The following is a 20,794-nucleotide window of genomic DNA, read 5'->3' as shown; positions in this document are numbered from 1 at the left end:
TTTTTCAGTACTTTTTCAGCTAACTTTCATTTTTTAATATACTGTTATTCAAGCAATATGCTATTTTAGTCAGTACTTTTTTATCTCCTGTTTTCAATTTGCATATCCAAAACAAATAGTTTAGCATCGACATTGTATCATTATGTTATAATGTGTGTCAGAATGCAAATACTATATTCGGTATACGCTTTTCTGATTCGTTAATTTTAAATACTAATTTTAATCGACAGAAAATTATGAAATTAATGGGAAGAATGCTTTCTTCAATCTTATTGTTCTGTGCTTTGTTTACCTGCTTTGCTACTGCCTTCGCGCAATCCGGTATACAAGTTAACGGAACAGTGACGGATGTTAAAAACAAGGAAGCCCTTATTGGGGTTTCAATCGTTCAAAAAGGAACTACAAACGGTACTGTAACCGACTATGATGGAAATTTTTCACTTTCGAACGTACCCGTAGGAGCAACACTACATATTTCTTATGTAGGCTATGAACCTGTAGAAATACAAGCAACCGGTTCACAGAAATTAGCTATACAACTTAAGGAGTCTCAGGTAGCTTTGGAAGAAGTTGTGGTAATAGGTTATGGCGCTGTAAAGCGTAAAGATGTTACAACAGCTATCGCAAGTGTATCGACCAAAGATCTTGATCGTCGTCCGATTGTATCGGCTGCACAGGCAATTCAGGGAAAAGCTGCCGGTGTTTCGGTAGTTCAACCCAACGGCGCGCCGGGAGCAGAAATGTCTATCCGTGTGCGTGGAACAACTTCTTTTAACGGCAGTAACGATCCGCTTTATGTAGTAGACGGGGTTCCTGTTGATAACATCAATTTCCTGGCTCCAAATGATATCGAGAATATACAGATATTGAAAGATGCCTCTTCGGCTGCTATCTACGGTTCTCGTGCGGCCAATGGTGTTATCTTGGTTACAACAAAGGCCGGAGGCAACAGAGAAGCCAAAATCACGTTCAATGCACAACTTAGTTTGAATCAGGTAGTGAAAAGTATGGAATCCCTCAACACACAGCAATACAAAGAATTGCAGGATGAGATCGGTATGATTGCACTTCCCGACGGACTGACAGACAAAACAGACTGGTTTGACGAGGCGTATTCAACCGGAACTCGCCAGAATTATCAGCTTTCTGTATCTGATGGAACAGAAAAACTGAATTATTTTATTTCAGGAGGTTATGTGGATGAAAAAGGGGTGTTGAATACCGCTTATTATAAACGGTATAATTTCAGATTAAATTTAGACAGTAAAATTCGCACTTGGCTGAATCTTAATGCGAACGTATCGTATTCTGATAGTGAAAAGAACGGTCTGCAAACAGGACTTGGCGCAAACAGGGGAGGGGTAGTACTTTCGGTTATCAATACACCTACTTACGCACCTATCTGGGATACGGAAAACCCCAAGCAGTATTATAATAACTTTTACGGCATCGGGAATATTAATAACCCACTGGAAAATATGGCCAGAAATGAGAACGATAAGGATCGTGAAAACCGTCTGATCGCTTCGGCAAGTGCTTTGATTACTTTTATGCCTGACCTGACCTTAAAATCGTCGTTCACATTAGATAGAAGACATGGCTTAATTACAACTTTTCTGGATCCGGTAACCACTTCCTGGGGGCGGAATCAGTTTGGTGAAGGTTCGGACAGACGCAATACAAACACGGTGCTTACTTTTGATAATGTATTGAGTTACAGCAAAGGGTTCGGAAAGAATAAAATTGAAGCTATGGCCGGTGCTTCATGGACAGATTCAGATTACAAAAATAACTGGATCAATGGTTCGCACTACCGAAACGCTGATATCCAAACACTGAACGCAGCCAATAAAATAGCCTGGAATAACACAGGAAGCGGGGCTTCCGAATGGGGAATCTTATCTTACTTCGGGCGTGTTTCTTATAATTACGACAGTAAATACCTGCTTACCGTAAACATGCGTATGGACGGATCTTCAAAGCTTCATCCGGATCATCGTTGGGGAACTTTCCCTTCGGCTTCGGCAGCATGGCGTATTTCTTCGGAAGATTTTATGAAAGACATCGAATGGATAGACGATTTTAAAATCCGTGGGGGCTGGGGTAAAACAGGAAATCAATCCGGTATTCATGATTATGCTTACCTGCAACGTTACAATATTAATCGTATTGAATGGTTCGTTACCGGTCAAGCCAACGCATTACCCTCAATCAGTCAGTCAAACCTTCGCACTCCGGACTTAAAGTGGGAAACCACAACGCAGGTAAACCTGGGTATTGACTTTACAGGATTCAGCAACCGACTGATGGTAGCGCTTGACTATTATCACAAAAAGACGAAAGATATGCTGATGGACGTTACTTTACCTTCAGGTGCTGCTGCCTCTAACAAAATTATCCGTAATGAAGGAGAGATGACAAACCGTGGTTTTGAGCTTTCTGTAAGCACCGTAAACCTACAAGGAGCGTTGGGTTGGAATACCGACTTCAATATTTCTTTCAATCGCAATAAATTGGATCGTCTGGATCTGCAGAAGATATACAATGACGCTACAACAAGTGACGTAGTGAACGAAACGGTTGTACGCAATGAACCGGGACGTGCATTAGGTGGTTTTTATGGATACATTGCTGATGGGGTTGATCCGGAAACCGGAAATATGATCTACCGTGACTTGAACGAAGATGGCAAAATATCTTCGACAGACAGAACTTATATCGGCGATCCTAATCCGGATTTCACCTATGGTATGACAAACACCTTTTCATGGAAAAACATCAACTTGAGTATTTTTATTCAGGGTAGTTATGGAAATGACGTATTCAATGCTTCAAGAATTGAAACGGAAGGTATGTATGACGGCAAAAATCAATCTACACGCGTATTGAACCGATGGAGGATACCCGGACAAATCACGGATGTGCCCAGAGCCGGTTTCGATATTAAGAACTCTACTTATTTTATTGAAGACGGTAGCTACCTGCGCGTAAAAGATATTTCTCTTTCATACGATCTGAGGATAGAGAAACTGAGAAAGTTGGGCATTACCCGTATTCAGCCTTATTTTACAGCCAGCAACCTCCTGACCTGGACCAACTATTCAGGAATGGATCCGGAAGTAAATCAATGGGGAAACAAGGGTGCTGTTCAGGGCATCGATTGGGGTACTTATCCGCATAGCAAATCTTTTGTGTTCGGTATTAATGTTGAATTCTAATAATTGACTACTATGAAACTTACATATATTTTTAAAGGATTATGTTGCGGACTGCTTTTAGCCGCAGGTTCATGCTCATTGGACTATGATCCGTTAGATGCCTATTCGGATGTAACGGAAGGCATTACTGATTCGGGAAAGAAGGTTGTCTTTAAAGATAAAGCTGCGGTTGAAAGTCATTTGAAAACACTTTACAATCAAATGCGTGACCGCCAAGAACATTGGTATATGGATCAGTTGTTGATTGCCGAAACGCATTCAGACAACGCCTATGCCGGATCAACAGGTGCGGAAATTCTACCCTACGAAGATAATTCAATCGAAGGATCAAACTCCGTTATTAAACGCGACTGGGATAGATATCTGGAAGATGTAGCACGTGCTAATAAACTGATTATTCATATTGACTCCGTATCCGATCCCTTGTTAACAAGCGTGGAGAAGGAACAATACAAAGCGGAAGCGAAGATTTTTCGTGCTTTGATATGGTTTGATATGGTTCGTTTATGGGGAGATATCCCCGTGATCACGACAGAAGCCGGAGACATTACTTCGGAAACTATCGGTGAAGTGTATCCTCAGTATTTTCCGAAACAAAGCACTGAAGAAGAAGCTTACAAACAGATTGAAAAGGATCTATTAGAAGCTATTCAGACTGCTCCGAAGTACAACGCTGCTGATAAAACGTTATTTACAAAAACGGTTGCCCGTACATTACTGGCCAAAGTTTACGCGGAAAAACCATTGCGCGATTATGCAAAAGTAATCGAGTATTGTAATGCAGTAGCGGCTGATGGACCTTCACTTGTGGCTGACTTTAAAGACTTGTTCGGAATGAATGACGACGTGACCGACGCACGCAAAAGAAATACATCCGAATCAATTTTAGAAGCACAATTTTTCGCCGGTAGTGGAAACTGGTGTACCTGGATGTTTGGTCGTGACCTTGTTAACTGGGATACGCAATTTAGTTGGGGCAAATGGGTAACTCCTTCAAGAGACCTGATCAATGCCTATACAAAAGAAGGTGATATGGTTCGTTTTAATGAATCTGTGGTTTATTACTCCTGCACATGGAGTTATTATTATCCATCCGATCATTATCCGTTTATGTACAAATGCCGTTCTTCTTACAGCAGTCTTATTAAATTCCGCTATGCCGATGTCTTATTATTGAAGGCTGAAGCACTGATCATGGGAAATAATGTAGATTTGCAAGGTGCAGCCGATATCATTGACCAGATAAGAGCAAGGGTAGGACTTGGAAAACTATCTGCCGGAACCAGAGCTGATAAGAATAAAATGCTGGATGCTTTGCTTCACGAACGTCGTTTGGAATTGGCCTTTGAAGCACAACGCTGGTTTGACCTTGTTCGCTTAGACAAAGTAGAAGAGGTTATGAACGCTGTCTATGCCAAAGATTCAGGACGTAAGGCTCAAGTATATCCTTATGATCAGAATTCCTATCGGTTGCCGATTCCTCAGGGAGCGATCGATCAAAATGAAAATCTGATTCAGAACCCCGGTTATTAATACACTATTTAAATAAATTATGGTACATAAAAATATATTCCTTTTGCTTCTTTCTACAATAGTAACAATGAATGCCTGTGGAAGCGATTCATCCGGAGGAAAAGAAAAACCAATCGATCCTCCGGCAGAAACAACAGGCGAAGTTGTTGCCTATGTTACAACAAACAACCGGAGTTTTGATTTTGCAAAACAGGAAGTCAAGTTCAACGCTGAACCCAGCATGTCTCCTTTGACTATTACACTCGATCCGGCTACACGCTATCAGACGATGGATGGTTTCGGTGCTGCTATTACAGGGTCAACAAGTTTCAATCTACTGCAGATGAAAGCCGAAGATAGAACCAAATTCCTGAAAGAAACCTTTTCTGAAACGGAAGGGATGGGACAAAGTTATATCCGGATTGCTATCGGTTGTTCGGACTTTTCATTGAGTGAGTATACGTGTTGTGACAAACCGGGTATTGAAAATTTCGCCTTACAAGACGAAGAGAATAAGTACGTTATCCCTGTTTTAAAAGAGATCCTCACGATCAACCCAAATGTGAAAATCTTAGGATCGCCCTGGACATGTCCTCCATGGATGAAAGTAAATAACCTAACGGAGTTAAAACCGTTTGAATCCTGGACAAGCGGACAATTGAACCCTGCCTATTATCAGGATTATGCTACTTATTTTGTAAAGTGGATACACGCCATGCAGGATAAAGGAATTCCTATTTATGCCATCACACCGCAAAATGAGCCATTAAACAGGGGTAATTCTGCTTCTTTATACATGAGTTGGCAAGAGCAATTAGCGTTTATAAAAGAAGCTCTCGGTCCTAAAGTGAAAGAATCTGCCCCCGGCACGAAGATTTACCTGTTCGACCACAACTTCAATTACGACAATATAACCGATCAGAATGATTATCCGGTACGTATCTATGAAGATGCTGTTGCCTCTTCGTTTGTAGACGGAGCCGCTTATCATAATTATGGAGGAGATAAAGACGAGCTTTTAGATGTTTACAATAAGCAACCGGACAAAGAATTGATCTTTACCGAAACATCGATCGGGACTTGGAATGACGGAAAAAATTTATCTGTTCGCTTAATAGAAGACATGGAGCAAGTTGCGCTGGGCACGATTAATAATTGGTGTAAAGCGGTTATTGTATGGAACCTGATGTTGGATAGCGAACGCGGACCGAATCGGGACGGAGGCTGTCAGACTTGTTATGGCGCGGTAGACATTGACCGTTCCGACTTTAAAACAATTACACGTAATTCACATTATTACATCACCGGACATCTTTCGTCGGTAGTTAAACCGGGGGCAACACGTATAGGTGCCAAAGGGTATACTAATGGCGTTGTTTATTCGGCCTTTGAGAATACAGACGGATCGTATGCCTTTGTTCTTCTCAATAAATCGGAAGAGGCAAAAAATATTGTTGTAAATGATGGCAAACAGAATTTCACATACAATGCACCTGCCAAATCGGTGGTTTCGTTTCGTTGGAAAAAATAACCTTTTTAATTAGAGTTCATTATGAAAAAATATATTGGATTAGTCTTATTCTTCTGTGGTTCATTATTTATAACCGCATGTGATGACGATGATAAAAATCCGGGGAATCCGGTAATGAAAATTCAGACAACTATTGGCAGCGCGTATATGGGCGATAGCCTTGCATTCGATGTTAATGTTGAAGATGCCAGTGTTCCCTTGTCTACGGTGAAAGCACAATTGTTCTTTAATGATGAGAAAGTATCTGAAACTGTTATCCGTACAAAAACAAACGGTACCTACAACGGCAAGATACACGTTCCCTATTACGCAAATATACCAAATGGTAAAGCCAATCTGAAGTTCATTTTACAGAACATAAACTTTACCACTACAGAAGAAGTATATGAAGTAGCGGTTTCACGTCCGGACTTCCCTTATCTTACTTTTGTATCTGAAAAGGGTGAATACCGCATGGAGCGTTCCGCCGCATATAGTTATGCCGTTACAGCAACATTTCCACAGAAAATAAAGGGCTATTTTAAAAGCCCGGCAATGGGTGATAACGGAAACGAAATCACATTCGGATGGAGTAATGATGCTATCGTAGAAGCTACAACAGATAGAATTCCATTTTCAAATACTACCGGAGGCGAATATACAATTACGTTTAATTCACTTGACTATACTGCTGCTCCATTTATTATCGCTTATACCGTAAACGGGCAAGTAATGCAACGTGTGGACGATTCGAACTACGCAATCGATCTTTCCTTAAAACAAGGCGATAAAGTAACCGTAGAAGGGTTTGAAGATTTTAACAGCTGGTGGATAGACCCAAGCTTCTTTAAAACCGATGAAGCCGGTGAGTTAAGCTTTATGCCTATCGACGGATCATACAGAATTACGGCCAATACATCGCTTAGTTATTTAGTTGTGGAAGCATTATCAGGAAAGGATCCGGCTTCATTACAAGCTGATGGATCAGGTGCACTATGGATTATCGGTGATGGTATAGGAAAACCGTCTGTAAGCACGAACGCTGTAGGATGGGATACCAACAAAGCGCTATGCATGGCTCCGATGGGTAATAAAAAATACAGCATCGTAGTAGAAGCCGGAAAGACAATAAAAGCGAATGATATCAACTTCAAATTTTTCCATCAGAAAGGTTGGGGAGGTGAATATAAGAATGAAACGCTTCGTACTGAAAGCGATCTGATCTTTGTGGGAGATGGCACCAATGGCAGAGACCCCGGAAATCTGGGAATACAAGAAGGGAAAGTGCTCGAAACCGGAGCCCGTTATATCCTAACGGTTGATCTTAGTGAAGGAAATGATAAAGCACTCCTGATCGTTACAAAGGAATAGCATTCGAATAAAGAATTGTATTTCTATTATGAACGCGCTCTTCAAAGAAAAGAAGGGCGCGTTTTTTTCTACTATTTTGTTCATACTATTTTCCTATATTTGTAGCTAAGACATTAGTACTTAAATCATAAAATAAAAACAAATGAAAAACATTTCAAGAAGAGCTGCTATTAAGAGTGTGCTGGCCGGAAGTGCTGCTTTGGCTGTTTCCGGACTAGAAGCTGCTGTTCCCGCAACAGAGCAAACCACAAAGCTGGCGCTGAAAGGAAACATTCGCCACTCGGTAAGTAAATGGTGTTTTGGCAGTTACGAGCTCGATGAGTTCTGTAAAATATGCAAAAAAATAGGTATAGAGTCTATCGAATTACTTGATCCGAAAGACTGGCCAATCGTAAAACAAAATGGATTGACTGTGGCTATGGCTCAGGGTGCAGGATTGGGTATAGACCGGGGTTTTGCCGATCCTTCTTTGCACGATGAGTTAGTGGAAAGCTACGAAAAAGTAATTCCTATGGTGGCCGAAGCCGGACTCACAAACCTGATTTGCTTCTCGGGGAGAAGAAACGGACTGACCGACCTTCAGGGCTGGGAAAATTGCGCGAAAGGACTGAAACGCATTACTCCAATCGCTGAAAAACACGGTGTGGTGCTAACCATGGAATTATTAAATAGCGTAGGGCATAAAGATTATCTCTGCGACCATACAATCTGGGGAGTAGAGCTTTGCCGCAGGGTAGGTTCAGATAACTTCAAACTTCTTTATGATATCTATCACATGCAGATTATGGAAGGCAATATCATCGAAAATATTCGAAAATATCACAGCTACTTCTCGCATATCCATACCGGCGGTAATCCGGGTCGTGCGGAAATAGACGAAACACAGGAATTATATTATCCTGCCATCATGAAAGCGATTGTAGATACCGGCTACAAAGGTTTTGTAGGTCAGGAATTTGTTCCTAAACAAGAAGACAAAATCGCTTCTCTTGAAAAATGTATCCGTATTTGCGATGTTTAAATCTGTAAAACAGTAAGTACCAGTCTTTATTTTGGTTTTATCCTATCTTCCCGGTCTACACAAGATCCGGAGAAGATAGAATAAAGCCATACAAAACCACAATAATAATGAAAATCCGAAGCCTCGTTATACTCAGTAGTGGATTTGCTCTTTCTGCCTCAGGAGCTCATGCGCAAAAATCGCCTAAGCCTAATATTATTTATATTATGTGTGATGATATGGGCTATGCCGATTTGGGTTGCTATGGTCAGGCCTATATCAATACGCCGCACATTGATAATATGGCAAAAGAAGGTATGCGTTTTACACAAGCTTACGCGGGAAGTCCGGTAAGCGCACCTTCACGCGCTTGTTTTATGACAGGACAGCATTCCGGACATACGGAGGTTAGGGGAAATAAGGAATATTGGCGCGATTCACCAATTGTGAAGTATGGAAATAACGAAGACTTTTCTGTAGTCGGACAGCATCCTTACGATCCGGAGCATGTAATAATTCCTGAAATAATGAAAGATCAGGGATATACGACGGGTATGTTTGGTAAGTGGGCAGGTGGTTACGAAGGCTCTGTATCCACACCCGACAAGCGTGGAATTGACGAGTTTTTCGGTTATATCTGCCAGTTTCAGGCACATTTATATTACCCCAATTTTCTGAATCGTTACAGTAAATCAATAGGTGATACCGCTGTGGTTCGTCTTGTTTTGGAAGAAAACATCAACCACCCGATGTATGGTAAAGATTATTACAAAAGACCGCAATATTCGGCAGATATTATTCATCAGGAAGCCATGAACTGGTTGGATAAACAGAACGAAAAACAACCTTTTTTCGGTATATTTACGTATACCCTGCCACATGCCGAGTTAGTTCAACCCGAAGATTCCATTCTATTGAATTACAAAAAACTGTTTTTTGAAGACAAAACCTGGGGAGGGAGTGAAGGTTCTCGTTACAATGCGTCTGTACATACGCATGCTCAGTTTGCCGGAATGATCACTCGATTAGACCATTACGTAGGAGAGGTATTCAAGAAACTGAAAGAAAAAGGGTTGGATAATAATACAATCGTGATCTTCACCAGCGACAACGGACCACACGAAGAAGGCGGAGCTGATCCGAAATTTTTTGGTCGGGACGGAAAATTACGCGGCTTAAAACGTCAATGCCATGAGGGAGGTATCCGCGTTCCATTTATTGTACGCTGGCCCGAAAAAGTACCTGCAAATACAACCAACGACCATCAATTGGCATTTTATGATTTAATGCCGACTTTCTGTGAACTAACAGGTGTAAAAAACTATGTCAAGAAATATACGAACAAGAAAAAAGCAATAGATTATTTTGACGGCATCTCATTTGCCCCCACATTATTAGGCAAAGAAGACCAAAAGAAACACGATTTTTTATATTGGGAGTTCGAAGAAACAAATCAGATAGCGGTCCGTAGGGCAGACTGGAAGCTGTTAGTAAAAAAAGGACAACCATATTTATACAATTTAGCTACAGATATACACGAAGACAATGATGTAGCAAAAAACCATCCCGAAATCGTAACCCAAATGACCAATATAATCCAAGAACAACACGTGCCCAATCCATTATTTACCGTCACCTTGCCCTAAAAACATTTTTTTCCCTCTTCATTACACCTAACACCCCCTCTTTGTCATTCCGACCGAAGTGGAGGAATCTCCGCATAAAGCTTCACTAAACAGCAAAAAAAAAGGGACGGGATGAGATGGCTTTTATAACCTGTTTTTTCATATTACTATATGTTTAAAAAGATATCCTTTATTTTTGAAAAGATATCCTTTATTTTTCGAAAAATAACCTTTATGTTTTTCGCTAGATATAATACGCTGACTATCAATCTCATAAAAAAAGCTAAAATCAAGCCTTTTTTCAGCTGGAAAAGTGATAAAATTATTCCTCCGAATATTCTCGTAATTCCTCAATATCCTTTTCTAACTTATTAATTCTTTGCTTATATTTCCCTATACCTATTATGTTTAAATAGTAAGTGGCTAAAAACAAAACACTTAAAAATATGATTGTATTGGTTGTAAACGTAAAACTATTCCAACCAACTAATATACATCCCAAATAAATCAGAAGATAATATATTAATACTGATTTTTGGAAATTATTAGCTACTCTTTTTAATTTGATTACTTTTTCCATTGAACTAATCACTGTATCTGAACTCAAATCCATTTTTTTAAGAATTAAATAGGTCTTGAGATTTTCAATGCATAAATAAAGTAAAACAATAAAGATAAATATACAGCCGAGTATAAATTTCCAGTCTATATTCTCTACTTTTAAATTGGGATGTAGAGCGATCAGTAATATAATTGGCAAAGCAATTAATCCATACAGGCTACTGAATTCCAATCTATTAATCCTTTTTTTGGGACTTTGGAGTAGTACGTCTTTTAATAATCTCTTGTTTATTTTCTCCAAATTATCAAGCTTTTTATCGTATTGTTGCCATAGCATTTCCAATTCTTTATATTCCATAATTGTTTTGTTTAATTGTTTGATAAATGATTTTTTAATTTCAATTTGATTCGATTGAGCTTTGTCGCAACATTTGTTTTTGATAAACCTATTATTTTTGAAATTTCATCGTAAGAATAACCATCAAGTTGTAATAAGATTATAGCTTTATCTATATTACCCAAATGTCCAATAGCTAAATAAAGTTGTTCATAAACATCATCTAATCCACAGTCTTCTGACATATTTGGAAAAAAATGACCATATTCAATATGTTTTTTATATTTTACGTAGTCACGAAACCAAGAGATCGCAGTATTCAGAGCTATTCTATATATCCAGGAACTTATTTTTGAATCTCCCTTAAAATGAGGGTATGCTTTCCATAGATTAGCAATGATTTCCTGAAAAATATCTTCTTTATCAATTGAAGAATCACAATATATTCGACTTACTTTATAAATCAATTTTTTGTTTTCTTCAACCATGTCTAAAAACCTATTAGTCACTTTGTCGTCAATCATTTCAAAATTGTTTTTGATCTATTAGTCGAAAAATAGCTACCTAAATCACATCTCCTGCATAAAAAAGGCAAAAAAACCCTTTTTTCAGTTGGAAAAGTGAGAAAATTAATGCCTGCCGGATGTGTTTTTTGATACTTAGGGCGCCAATAAAAATCGGATATTTTGCGGGCTCTTAATATGCCTATGTAGGTTTTGGTTAAATGTTTTGTAGCAAGAATTCGATAATATCCTCTTTTTCATTCATTTCTAATTTGTATCGAATGGTGCTCTTTCGCTGATATATTGTTCTGATACTCTGCTGTGTCACCACGCTAATTTCCTTTGTGGAAAAGTTTGCCCGTAACAAGCAACACAATTGGTACTCTTTTTCCAACAAACAATCACCGTAATGATTTCGTATATTAGTATAAAAGTTACTGAAAATAGAATCAATTACTCCATATAAATCATCCCATATCAATAAATCATCTACAGGAATGTCTTTATTTGTTATCCTCGACATCTGCAATAAAAACTCCTGATTAGAAGGGGTGGGATTGGTAGCCACAAGTTTAATAATACCAAGTTGTTGGAGCAATATCTTTTTGAAAAACTTATCGTCTTGATTGTTAGTTTTTTGAGCCTCAGAAACAAGGTTTTTTAAGGCTTCAAGTTCTTCTTCTTTTTCTTCAAATAATTTTTTTCTTTTTTGGATATAAATTGCTATAACCAGTGACCCAACAATGACGATGAAAACTATTAACATAATTATCATCTGGTCTTTTTGTTTTTCAAGAGAAAGTTGCAAGTTGCGATTTTCCAAAAATCTTTCATTTTCACTTTTAGCTGTTATTATTTTTTCCCTGTTATTGAATTCATCAAACATTCGGTTTGAAAAGTATGTAATATCTTTTATCTCAAAACTGTTTGACTTGGCATAATTAAGTATGGTTTTCTGGATTGTATAGTAATTTCTCAATGATAAATCTTCATCCATAAAAGGTAGATATGTTTTCTCTGCTAGATCTAAATAATAAAAGGCAGAATCTTTATTACCCAGATTTAGGTAATACCTCGATAGTGAACTATAAGAAAGTGATTGAAATTGATTATCATTCCTGATATAGTAGTCCAGAACTCTTTTCTGTACATCGATTGCTTCTTTATGCTTACCAAAGTCACTAAGTATATCGGCATAATTTCTAATTATATAGTTCCAATATATAAGTGAGTCAGTTGGCGGTAAATATTCAATTGCACTATCTAAATATGTAAATGTCGAATCCTCCTCATTCAAGTAGTAAAACATTATTCCAAGTTCATGTAAATAATAATATTTATCGGGAGCATCTTTATCAATCTCCAAAAGCATTTTGGTGTATTTTATATTATCCCTAATATCATGATTTTGTTCCGACAAATTGACTAAAGCCTTTAATAAATGAATGCTACTGATGGTATCTGCTGAAGAGAGAGAAATATCTAAACCTTGATTTAATAAGGAAAAAGCTTGCTCTCTTTTATTAACCCACCAGAAATAATGAGCGAATAATCTATAAGCTTGTAATAAACGAAATACATTTTTATTTTCAGGATGATTATAATAATTAAGAGAAAATGCTAACATAGAGTCCTGCGACATCGCCTTGCCGGAGTTATAATGTGCTTGCCCCATAACAAGCCAATAGTTCGCTTTTAATGAATCAGTCAACTCTTCCGGTTTTGGTATTTGCATCAATATAGAAATTGCACTGTCCGGATTATGGGAAACTATTACTTCTGCTTCACTAATAATATGATTAATATGCTTGCTTTTACTGCATGAGAAAAATAAAAGAAGTACAAATAAAAACAATATCGTTTTTATAACACTTGTATAGTACTTAGTCATTATTATTTATCTTTTTCATTATAATTATTTGCTATCCTATAACATTTCTAAGACCTCTACCTTAAAAAGATTAAAAGACTTTCAATGAATATTTTACTTTATGCAAAGATACATTTATATATATTTTGATGTGAAATTACACCATTATAATCATCTAATCCAATAAATATAACATCCACCTTTTCAAATATAAACTTTTGTCAAACCAACGCTATTTATACACTTGATTATTAGGTATTTGAAAATAGGTATGCACTTTATAAAGATGTCGATATAAATCAAATTTATAGTGTTTTGACTCTACTTTTGCACTAACAAGAATACAAAAAATAAACAATGATGAATGCAAAAATTTTATTAATACTGGTGTCTGTTTTTTTATCGTCTTTGGCAAGTTCAGTGAATTTAAAGATTACGGGTACGATAATTGACGGAGAAACAAATTCTAATTTAGAATACGTGAATATACAATTATTGAATACAGACTCAACCTTTATTCAGGGACTGGTTACAAATGAGAAAGGTGAATTTACGCTTGAGAATGTGCAATCGGGTAATTTTTTAATTTGTGCATCATTTATGGGTTATAATAACAGTTATGTAACTATTGAAAATCTTTCTCAGCATATAAATATAGGAGAGATCGCGTTATACAGTTCTTCAATTAATCTAAGTGAAATTACCATTACAACCAATTCGGTAATAAGGAAAACAGATCGACAGATTATACTTCCCACAGAAAGGCAAATTAAAGCATCTTCGAATGGTCTTACTTTGTTGCATAATTTGCAGTTGTCGCGCATTGTAATAAACCCAATAGATAATAGTATAAAAATGTCGGGAGGAGAAAATGTACAATTAAGAATAAATGGAATGGAGGTTTCTCAAGCTGAAATTATTGCGTTAAAACCATCAGATATTATTAAGGTTGAATACCAAGATAATCCCGGATTAAGATATGATAATGCAGGAGCAGTTATTGATTATATTGTAAAGCGGAAAGAATCCGGGGGAAATATTGCGGGTAATTTTTCTAATGGTCTATCAAACGTGGGTTATGGAGAAAACCATCTTTCAGGAAAATATAATTATAAAAAAGCTGAGTTTAGTACTAATATTTATTGGGGTAGAAGAGACCTTGAATGGAAAAGAGAAAATTATGAACTTTTTAAGTTACCTGCCCGGCAAATTGAACGTAGAGAGATCGGGGATCCTACAAAGGTAAAATATGATGATATTAACTTTACTTTAAACTATAACTTACAAGAGCCGGAAAAATATTTGTTTAATATTCGATTTAGGAATAATCATAACAATACGCCGAATTCAACAGGAGATAGAATAAGTACAGTGTTTCAAGATAATAATACCTTATCAATTAGTGATCATACTTCATTGAAGAGCAATATTCCTTCATTAGACATTTATGTTCAAACAAATTTAAAAAATGAGCAACAACTTATATTCAATCTTGTTGGTACATACTTAAATACAAAAAACACAAGAAACTATATTGAGTCTGTTACAACTAATGAAAAAACAAACATCCTCTCAAATATTCGAGGAGAAAAGTATTCATTAATTGCTGAAGCTATATATGAAAAACGCCTTAAAACGGGAAAGTTATCCGGAGGAGTGAAACACACTCAATCACATCTTGAGAATAAGTATACCGAAGATATAAATAATATTGTAGGAATGAATACTGCCGAAACTTACGCTTTTACAGAATATCAGATAAATAAAGGAAAATTTAATTATGTGTTCGGTATCGGGGGAATGCGCACTTATAACACACAAGAGAAAAGGAGTAATGAAAAATACATCTTTCGTCCATCCATTACAGTGGCATATACTATAAAAGACAATCTTTACTTAAGATATAATGGATATATATCTGGTTATTCCCCATCGTTATCAGACCTTAATGATGTTTCACAAGCAATTGATTCTTTTCAAATACGAAAAGGAAATCCGGAACTTAAATCAGTTACATTCTATTCTAATGATCTGACTCTAAGTTGGTATAAAAATAAAGTTGCGGTTGAACTATTCGGTAGATATAGTTATGATCATAAACCAGTAATGGAAAATACATATGTAGAGAATGACAAATTTATACGGAGTACAAATAATCATAGAGGTTTTCACAGACTAAATTTGCAGACTTCCATACAATATCTCCCATATCAGGAATACATTGCTGTTAAGGTAACTCCTTTCTATAACAGATACATCAGCTACGGTAATAATTATACGCATAAACATTCAAACTTTGGTGTTAGGGGAAGTCTTATGGCTATGTATAATAATTGGACATTTATAGCAGAAATGAATACAAGTAATCATTTATTATGGGGAGAAACCTTAACTAAAGAAGAGAAACTGCATTCTATCAATGTAGGGTATAATAGAGAGAAATGGACAATCTCGGCAGGTGTTTTGAACCCCTTTACGAATAAATATCAGATAGAAATTGAAAACCTATCAGATATAGCTCCTTATAAACAGGTAGCATACTCCACTAAATTAAGCCCTATTTTCTTTTTAAATCTCACTTTTAATTTAGATTTTGGCAGACACTATAAAGCAGCAGGAAAAAAGGTAAATAATCAAGATTTAGATTCAGGAATTTTATCCGGAAAGAAATAAATAGCTACCTAAATCACATCTCCTGCATAAAATATTGCTTTTCCTGTTTTTGGAAGGGAATCGATGTTCATAAAGGTGCAATATATTTGATTATCTTTATATAAGATAAAGTATTCGATAAGACTTTATTCTTCTTCATGTCTCCACATCTCTTTTTTTTGTATTTTTGCACACTATATCAAAGAGATAGATATTTGTTTTGAACAAATAACAAATTCATATATTTAAGATTGAAGTCATGGAATATAATTTCAGAGAGATTGAACAAAAATGGAGAAAAAACTGGATAGACAATCAGGTCTATAAAGTAGTAGAGGATGAAAGCAAACCAAAATTTTATATACTCGATATGTTCCCTTATCCTTCGGGAGCCGGACTACATGTAGGACACCCGCTTGGTTATATTGCTTCCGATATTTATTCACGTTTTAAGCGACTCCAGGGCTTCAATGTACTTCATCCGATGGGATATGATGCTTACGGATTGCCGGCTGAACAATACGCTATTCAAACAGGGCAACATCCTGAAGTAACGACGAGGGATAACATCCGCCGTTATCGTGAGCAAATGGATAAAATAGGTTTCTCGTATGACTGGGATCGTGAGATTCGCACCTGTGAACCTGTTTATTATAAATGGACACAGTGGGCATTTATCCGCATGTTTAATAGTTTTTATTGTTATGATAAAAATGGGGCTATGCCGATTGAAAACCTGGTTATCGCTTTTGAACAAAACGGAACACAGGGTTTGCGCGTGGCTTGTGGTGAAGAATTAGAATTTACCGCTTCGGAATGGAAACAAAAAAATGATGTTGAGAAGCAAAAAATATTATTAAACTATCGTATTGCTTATCTGGGTGATACGAGAGTAAACTGGTGTCCGGCACTTGGTACTGTTTTGGCAAACGATGAAGTTATAAACGGATTGTCTGAACGTGGAGGTTATCCGGTTGAACAGCGTGTGATGAGGCAGTGGTGTTTGCGCGTATCTGCTTATGCGCAACGGTTGTTAGACGGACTGGATAAGATAGACTGGACAGATTCGTTAAAAGAAACACAACGCAACTGGATCGGTAGGAGTGAGGGTGCCGAAATGGTTTTCAAGGCAAAAGATTCGGATGTTGAATTTACTATATTCACGACTCGTGCCGATACTGTTTTCGGTGTAACATTCATGGTGTTGGCTCCGGAAAGTGAATTGGTCGATTCTTTAACAACAGCAGAACAACGCGCCGAAGTAGATCGCTATATTGATGCTACAAAGAAAAAAACGGAGCGCGAACGTATAGCAGATCGTCGGGTAACCGGGGTATTTTCGGGTGCATACGCTATCAATCCGTTAACAAACGAAGCCATTCCTGTTTGGATTAGTGATTATGTATTGGCCGGATATGGAACAGGAGCCATCATGGCTGTTCCTGCTCATGATAGTCGTGACTATGCTTTTGCTAAACATTTTAATCTGCCTATCGTACCGCTTATCGAAGGATGCGATATTTCTGAGGAAAGCTTTGATGCCAAGGAAGGTATTATGATGAATTCTCCAGTGATAGGTAAAGAGATAGAAGGCGGATTGGTATTGAACGGATTAAGCGTTCCCGAAGCTATAGCTAAAACAAAAATATTCATAGAGGAGAAAAAATTAGGTAAAGTAAAAACTAATTTCCGCTTACGTGATGCGATATTCAGTCGCCAGCGTTATTGGGGCGAACCATTTCCTGTTTATTATGACGAGAATGGCTTACCACAAATGCTGCCGGAAGATAAACTTCCGCTGGAATTGCCTGAAGTAGATAAATTCCTGCCTACCGAAACAGGCGAACCTCCTTTAGGACGCGCGGCAAATTGGGCATGGGATACTGTAAACGGCAAAGTAGTAAGCACCTCACTGATCGACAATAAAACAATCTTTCAATTAGAGTTGAATACCATGCCGGGATTCGCCGGATCTTCTGCATATTATCTGCGTTATATGGACCCGGTAAACCAAAAGGAGTTAGTTTCTCGTAAGGTTAATAAATATTGGCGTAACGTAGACTTGTATATTGGAGGTACCGAACATGCTACCGGTCATCTTATTTACAGCCGTTTCTGGAATAAGTTTCTTTATGACATTGCGCTTACCTGCGAAGAAGAACCGTTCAAAAAACTGATCAATCAGGGAATGATTCAAGGGCGTTCTAACTTTGTTTATCGCATAAACGGAACGAATAAATTCGTTTCACTAAATCTGAAAGATAACTACGAAGTAACACCGCTTCATGTGGATGTAAATATTGTAAGCAATGATATTCTTGATATAGAAGCATTCCGTAATTGGAATCCGCAATACAAAACGGCTGAATTCGACGAGGAACTACTCGAAAATGGTAAATATATCTGCGGATGGGCCATTGAAAAAATGTCTAAATCAATGTTTAACGTTGTAAATCCGGATATGATCGTTGAAAAATACGGTGCTGATACACTTCGTTTATATGAAATGTTCCTCGGTCCGTTAGAGCAATCAAAACCTTGGGATACAAATGGTATTGATGGTGTACATCGTTTCTTAAAGAAGTTGTTGGGCTTGTTCTATGGAAATACGGAAACATTACAAGTTTCAAACGAACCGGCTTCTGCCCAGGAATTGAAATCACTGCATAAACTAATCAAGAAAGTAACTTTTGATATCGAACATTTTTCGTTCAATACATCTATTAGTGCTTTCATGATATGTATTAATGAATTAGGTAGTTTAAAATGCAACAAGCGTGAGATATTGGAACAATTCATTATCTTGCTTGCTCCTTTTGCTCCTCACATGGCGGAAGAATTGTGGCATGTATTAGGAAATACAACAACAATTTGTGATGCTGAATGGCCGGAATGTAATGAGGAATACTTGAAAGAAGACGTGGTTACCTATGCTATTTCATTTAACGGAAAAGCAAGATTTAATATCGATCTTCCGGCAGATATGCCCAAAGAGGAAGTCGAAAAAGCAGCTTTAACACATGAAAATTCCGATAAATGGTTGGCAGGTAAAACACCTAAAAAAGTAATTGTAGTACCTCAGAAAATTGTTAATATTGTTTTTTGATGAAAAATAACCATATCGTAAAACTATATAATCACACACAGGATTATCTGATTATTATTTTAGGTACCCTTTTATACGGATTTGGTTTTAATGCCTTTATCCTGTCAAATGAGATTGTTACGGGAGGAGTTAGCGGTATATGTGCAATTATCTATTTCGCTACTTCCATACCTGTATCTATTTCTTATTTTGCATTAAACAGTGTCTTGTTGGTTATTGCCTTTAAAATTTTAGGCTTTAAGTTTCTGATAAAAACAATAGTCGGGGTTATTTCGCTTTCGCTTTCTTTGTCGTTCTTTGAATGGGTTTTAGCCGGACAACCCATCATTGAGGGCGAACCGTTCATGTCTATTCTTATAGGTGGTGCTTTATGTGGATCGGGACTTGGTTTGATATTTTCGGTGAACGGAAGTACGGGAGGAACCGATATTATTGCCGCCATAGTAAACAAGTACAAAAATGTTTCTATAGGAACGGCCTTATTATTCTGTGATTTCTTCATCATAGGATCTTCTTACATGTTGTTCCATAACATTGAAAAAATTGTATTTGGTTTCGTAGAAATGGGAGTTAGCAATTATGTGCTGGATATGATTATAAACAGTAACAGACAATCCGTTCAATTCCTTATTTTCTCTCAAAAACACGAAGAAATAGCCGAAAGAATAATAAGAGATACGGAAAGAGGATGCACCTTCCTTGAAGGACAGGGGGGGTATTCTAAGAATTCAATGAAAGTAATAGTCTTAGTAGCCAGAAAATCGGAATCATTAACCATTTTCCGGTTAGTGAAAGACGTAGATCCTAACGCGTTTATCTCGCAAAGTGTGGTAAGAGGTGTTTACGGTGAGGGATTTGATCAGATTAAAACATAAGCAAACATAAAACAATTTAAAGCACTTCCATACGTTATTATAGCGTAAAAGAAGTGCTTTTTTTTATCCATAAAAATATGAAGATAGTTTTCGCTACCAATAATAAACACAAACTTGACGAAGTAAAAAAAATCGTTGCAGGTAAAATAGAAATAGTAAGTCTGGAAGAAATAGGCTGTCATGATGATATAGCTGAAACAGCAACTACTTTAGAAGGCAATGCACTATTAAAGGCAAACTATATCAAAAATAAATTCGGTTTGGATTGCTTTGCCGACGATACCGGACTGGAAGTAGCCGCCTTAAATAATGCTCCAGGCGTATATTCCGCCCGATACGCAGGAATAGCACACGATTCTGAAGGTAATATGAAAAAACTCCTTTCTGAACTGAACGATAAAGATAACAGAAAAGCTCGTTTTCGTACCGTTATAGCACTTGTAACGAAAGATGAAACCAAACTATTTGAAGGTATAGTTCATGGCGAAATAGGCAGAGAAAAGAAAGGAGAGAACGGTTTTGGCTATGATCCGGTGTTTATCCCTGAAGGATATACACAAACATTTGCTGAATTAGGAGATCATATTAAAAATAATATCAGTCACCGGGCAGAAGCTGTTCGAAAATTAAATGATTATCTTTCTACTCTTTAAA

13 protein-coding genes are annotated in these 20,794 nt (G+C 37.2%); 10 read left to right on the top strand and 3 right to left on the bottom strand.

Annotation, left to right across the window (positions count from 1 at the left end; all coding sequences use genetic code 11):
* Positions 1–236 precede the first annotated feature (236 nt).
* The 6 genes from B9Y81_RS13055 (at position 237) to B9Y81_RS13030 (ending at position 10,257) form a co-directional block, all read left to right on the top strand.
* Complete coding sequence (locus B9Y81_RS13055) at positions 237–3,218, top strand: SusC/RagA family TonB-linked outer membrane protein (protein ID WP_085537347.1); 2,982 nt, start codon at positions 237–239, stop codon at positions 3,216–3,218.
* A 12-nt stretch (positions 3,219–3,230) separates the two neighbouring features.
* On the top strand, positions 3,231–4,751 hold the full coding sequence (locus B9Y81_RS13050) for a RagB/SusD family nutrient uptake outer membrane protein (protein WP_085537346.1): 1,521 nt from the start codon (positions 3,231–3,233) through the stop codon (positions 4,749–4,751).
* Between the two features lie 19 nt (positions 4,752–4,770).
* The gene (locus tag B9Y81_RS13045) at positions 4,771–6,261 is read left to right on the top strand and encodes a glycoside hydrolase family 30 protein (protein ID WP_085537345.1); all 1,491 of its coding nucleotides are present in this window, start codon (positions 4,771–4,773) and stop codon (positions 6,259–6,261) included.
* A gap of 21 nt (positions 6,262–6,282) precedes the next feature.
* A complete protein-coding gene (locus B9Y81_RS13040; RefSeq protein ID WP_085537344.1) occupies positions 6,283–7,611 on the top strand; it encodes a DUF5125 domain-containing protein in 1,329 nt (442 codons plus the stop codon).
* Positions 7,612–7,753: 142 nt separating this feature from the next.
* Positions 7,754–8,632, top strand: a complete 879-nt coding sequence (locus B9Y81_RS13035; protein ID WP_085537343.1) for a hydroxypyruvate isomerase family protein — start codon at positions 7,754–7,756, stop codon at positions 8,630–8,632.
* A 107-nt stretch (positions 8,633–8,739) separates the two neighbouring features.
* A complete protein-coding gene (locus B9Y81_RS13030) occupies positions 8,740–10,257 on the top strand; it encodes an arylsulfatase (protein ID WP_085537342.1) in 1,518 nt (505 codons plus the stop codon).
* 301 nt (positions 10,258–10,558) lie between these two features.
* Here B9Y81_RS13030 and B9Y81_RS13025 read toward each other — a convergent pair whose 3' ends face one another.
* The 3 genes from B9Y81_RS13025 to B9Y81_RS13015 all read right to left on the bottom strand — a co-directional run bounded on the left by B9Y81_RS13025 (position 10,559) and on the right by B9Y81_RS13015 (position 13,528).
* Positions 10,559–11,155, bottom strand: coding sequence for a hypothetical protein (locus tag B9Y81_RS13025; RefSeq protein WP_085537341.1), 597 nt, complete (start codon positions 11,153–11,155; stop codon positions 10,559–10,561).
* A gap of 11 nt (positions 11,156–11,166) precedes the next feature.
* Positions 11,167–11,658 (bottom strand): RNA polymerase sigma factor, encoded by a 492-nt coding sequence (locus tag B9Y81_RS13020; protein WP_085537340.1) that lies wholly within the window; start codon positions 11,656–11,658, stop codon positions 11,167–11,169.
* Positions 11,659–11,854: 196 nt separating this feature from the next.
* Complete coding sequence (locus B9Y81_RS13015) at positions 11,855–13,528, bottom strand: tetratricopeptide repeat protein (protein WP_085537339.1); 1,674 nt, start codon at positions 13,526–13,528, stop codon at positions 11,855–11,857.
* Positions 13,529–13,864: 336 nt separating this feature from the next.
* On the opposite strand from B9Y81_RS13015, the gene B9Y81_RS13010 reads away from it, so the two are divergent.
* The 4 genes from B9Y81_RS13010 (at position 13,865) to B9Y81_RS12995 (ending at position 20,793) form a co-directional block, all read left to right on the top strand.
* Entirely contained in the window at positions 13,865–16,180 is a 2,316-nt protein-coding gene (locus B9Y81_RS13010; RefSeq protein ID WP_245832453.1) for a TonB-dependent receptor, read from the top strand.
* 238 nt (positions 16,181–16,418) lie between these two features.
* The gene (leuS, locus tag B9Y81_RS13005) at positions 16,419–19,265 is read left to right on the top strand and encodes a leucine--tRNA ligase (RefSeq protein ID WP_085537338.1); all 2,847 of its coding nucleotides are present in this window, start codon (positions 16,419–16,421) and stop codon (positions 19,263–19,265) included.
* Positions 19,265–20,140 (top strand): YitT family protein, encoded by an 876-nt coding sequence (locus B9Y81_RS13000; protein ID WP_085537337.1) that lies wholly within the window; start codon positions 19,265–19,267, stop codon positions 20,138–20,140. The genes leuS and B9Y81_RS13000 overlap by 1 nt, the downstream gene beginning before the upstream one ends.
* Before the next feature lie 77 nt (positions 20,141–20,217).
* The gene (locus B9Y81_RS12995) at positions 20,218–20,793 is read left to right on the top strand and encodes a non-canonical purine NTP diphosphatase (protein ID WP_085537336.1); all 576 of its coding nucleotides are present in this window, start codon (positions 20,218–20,220) and stop codon (positions 20,791–20,793) included.
* Position 20,794: the final 1 nt, after the last annotated feature.

This window comes from Massilibacteroides vaginae, from assembly GCF_900178525.1.
GTDB lineage: Bacteria > Bacteroidota > Bacteroidia > Bacteroidales > Tannerellaceae > Massilibacteroides > Massilibacteroides vaginae.
This window is presented reverse-complemented; position numbering and strand designations above follow the sequence as displayed.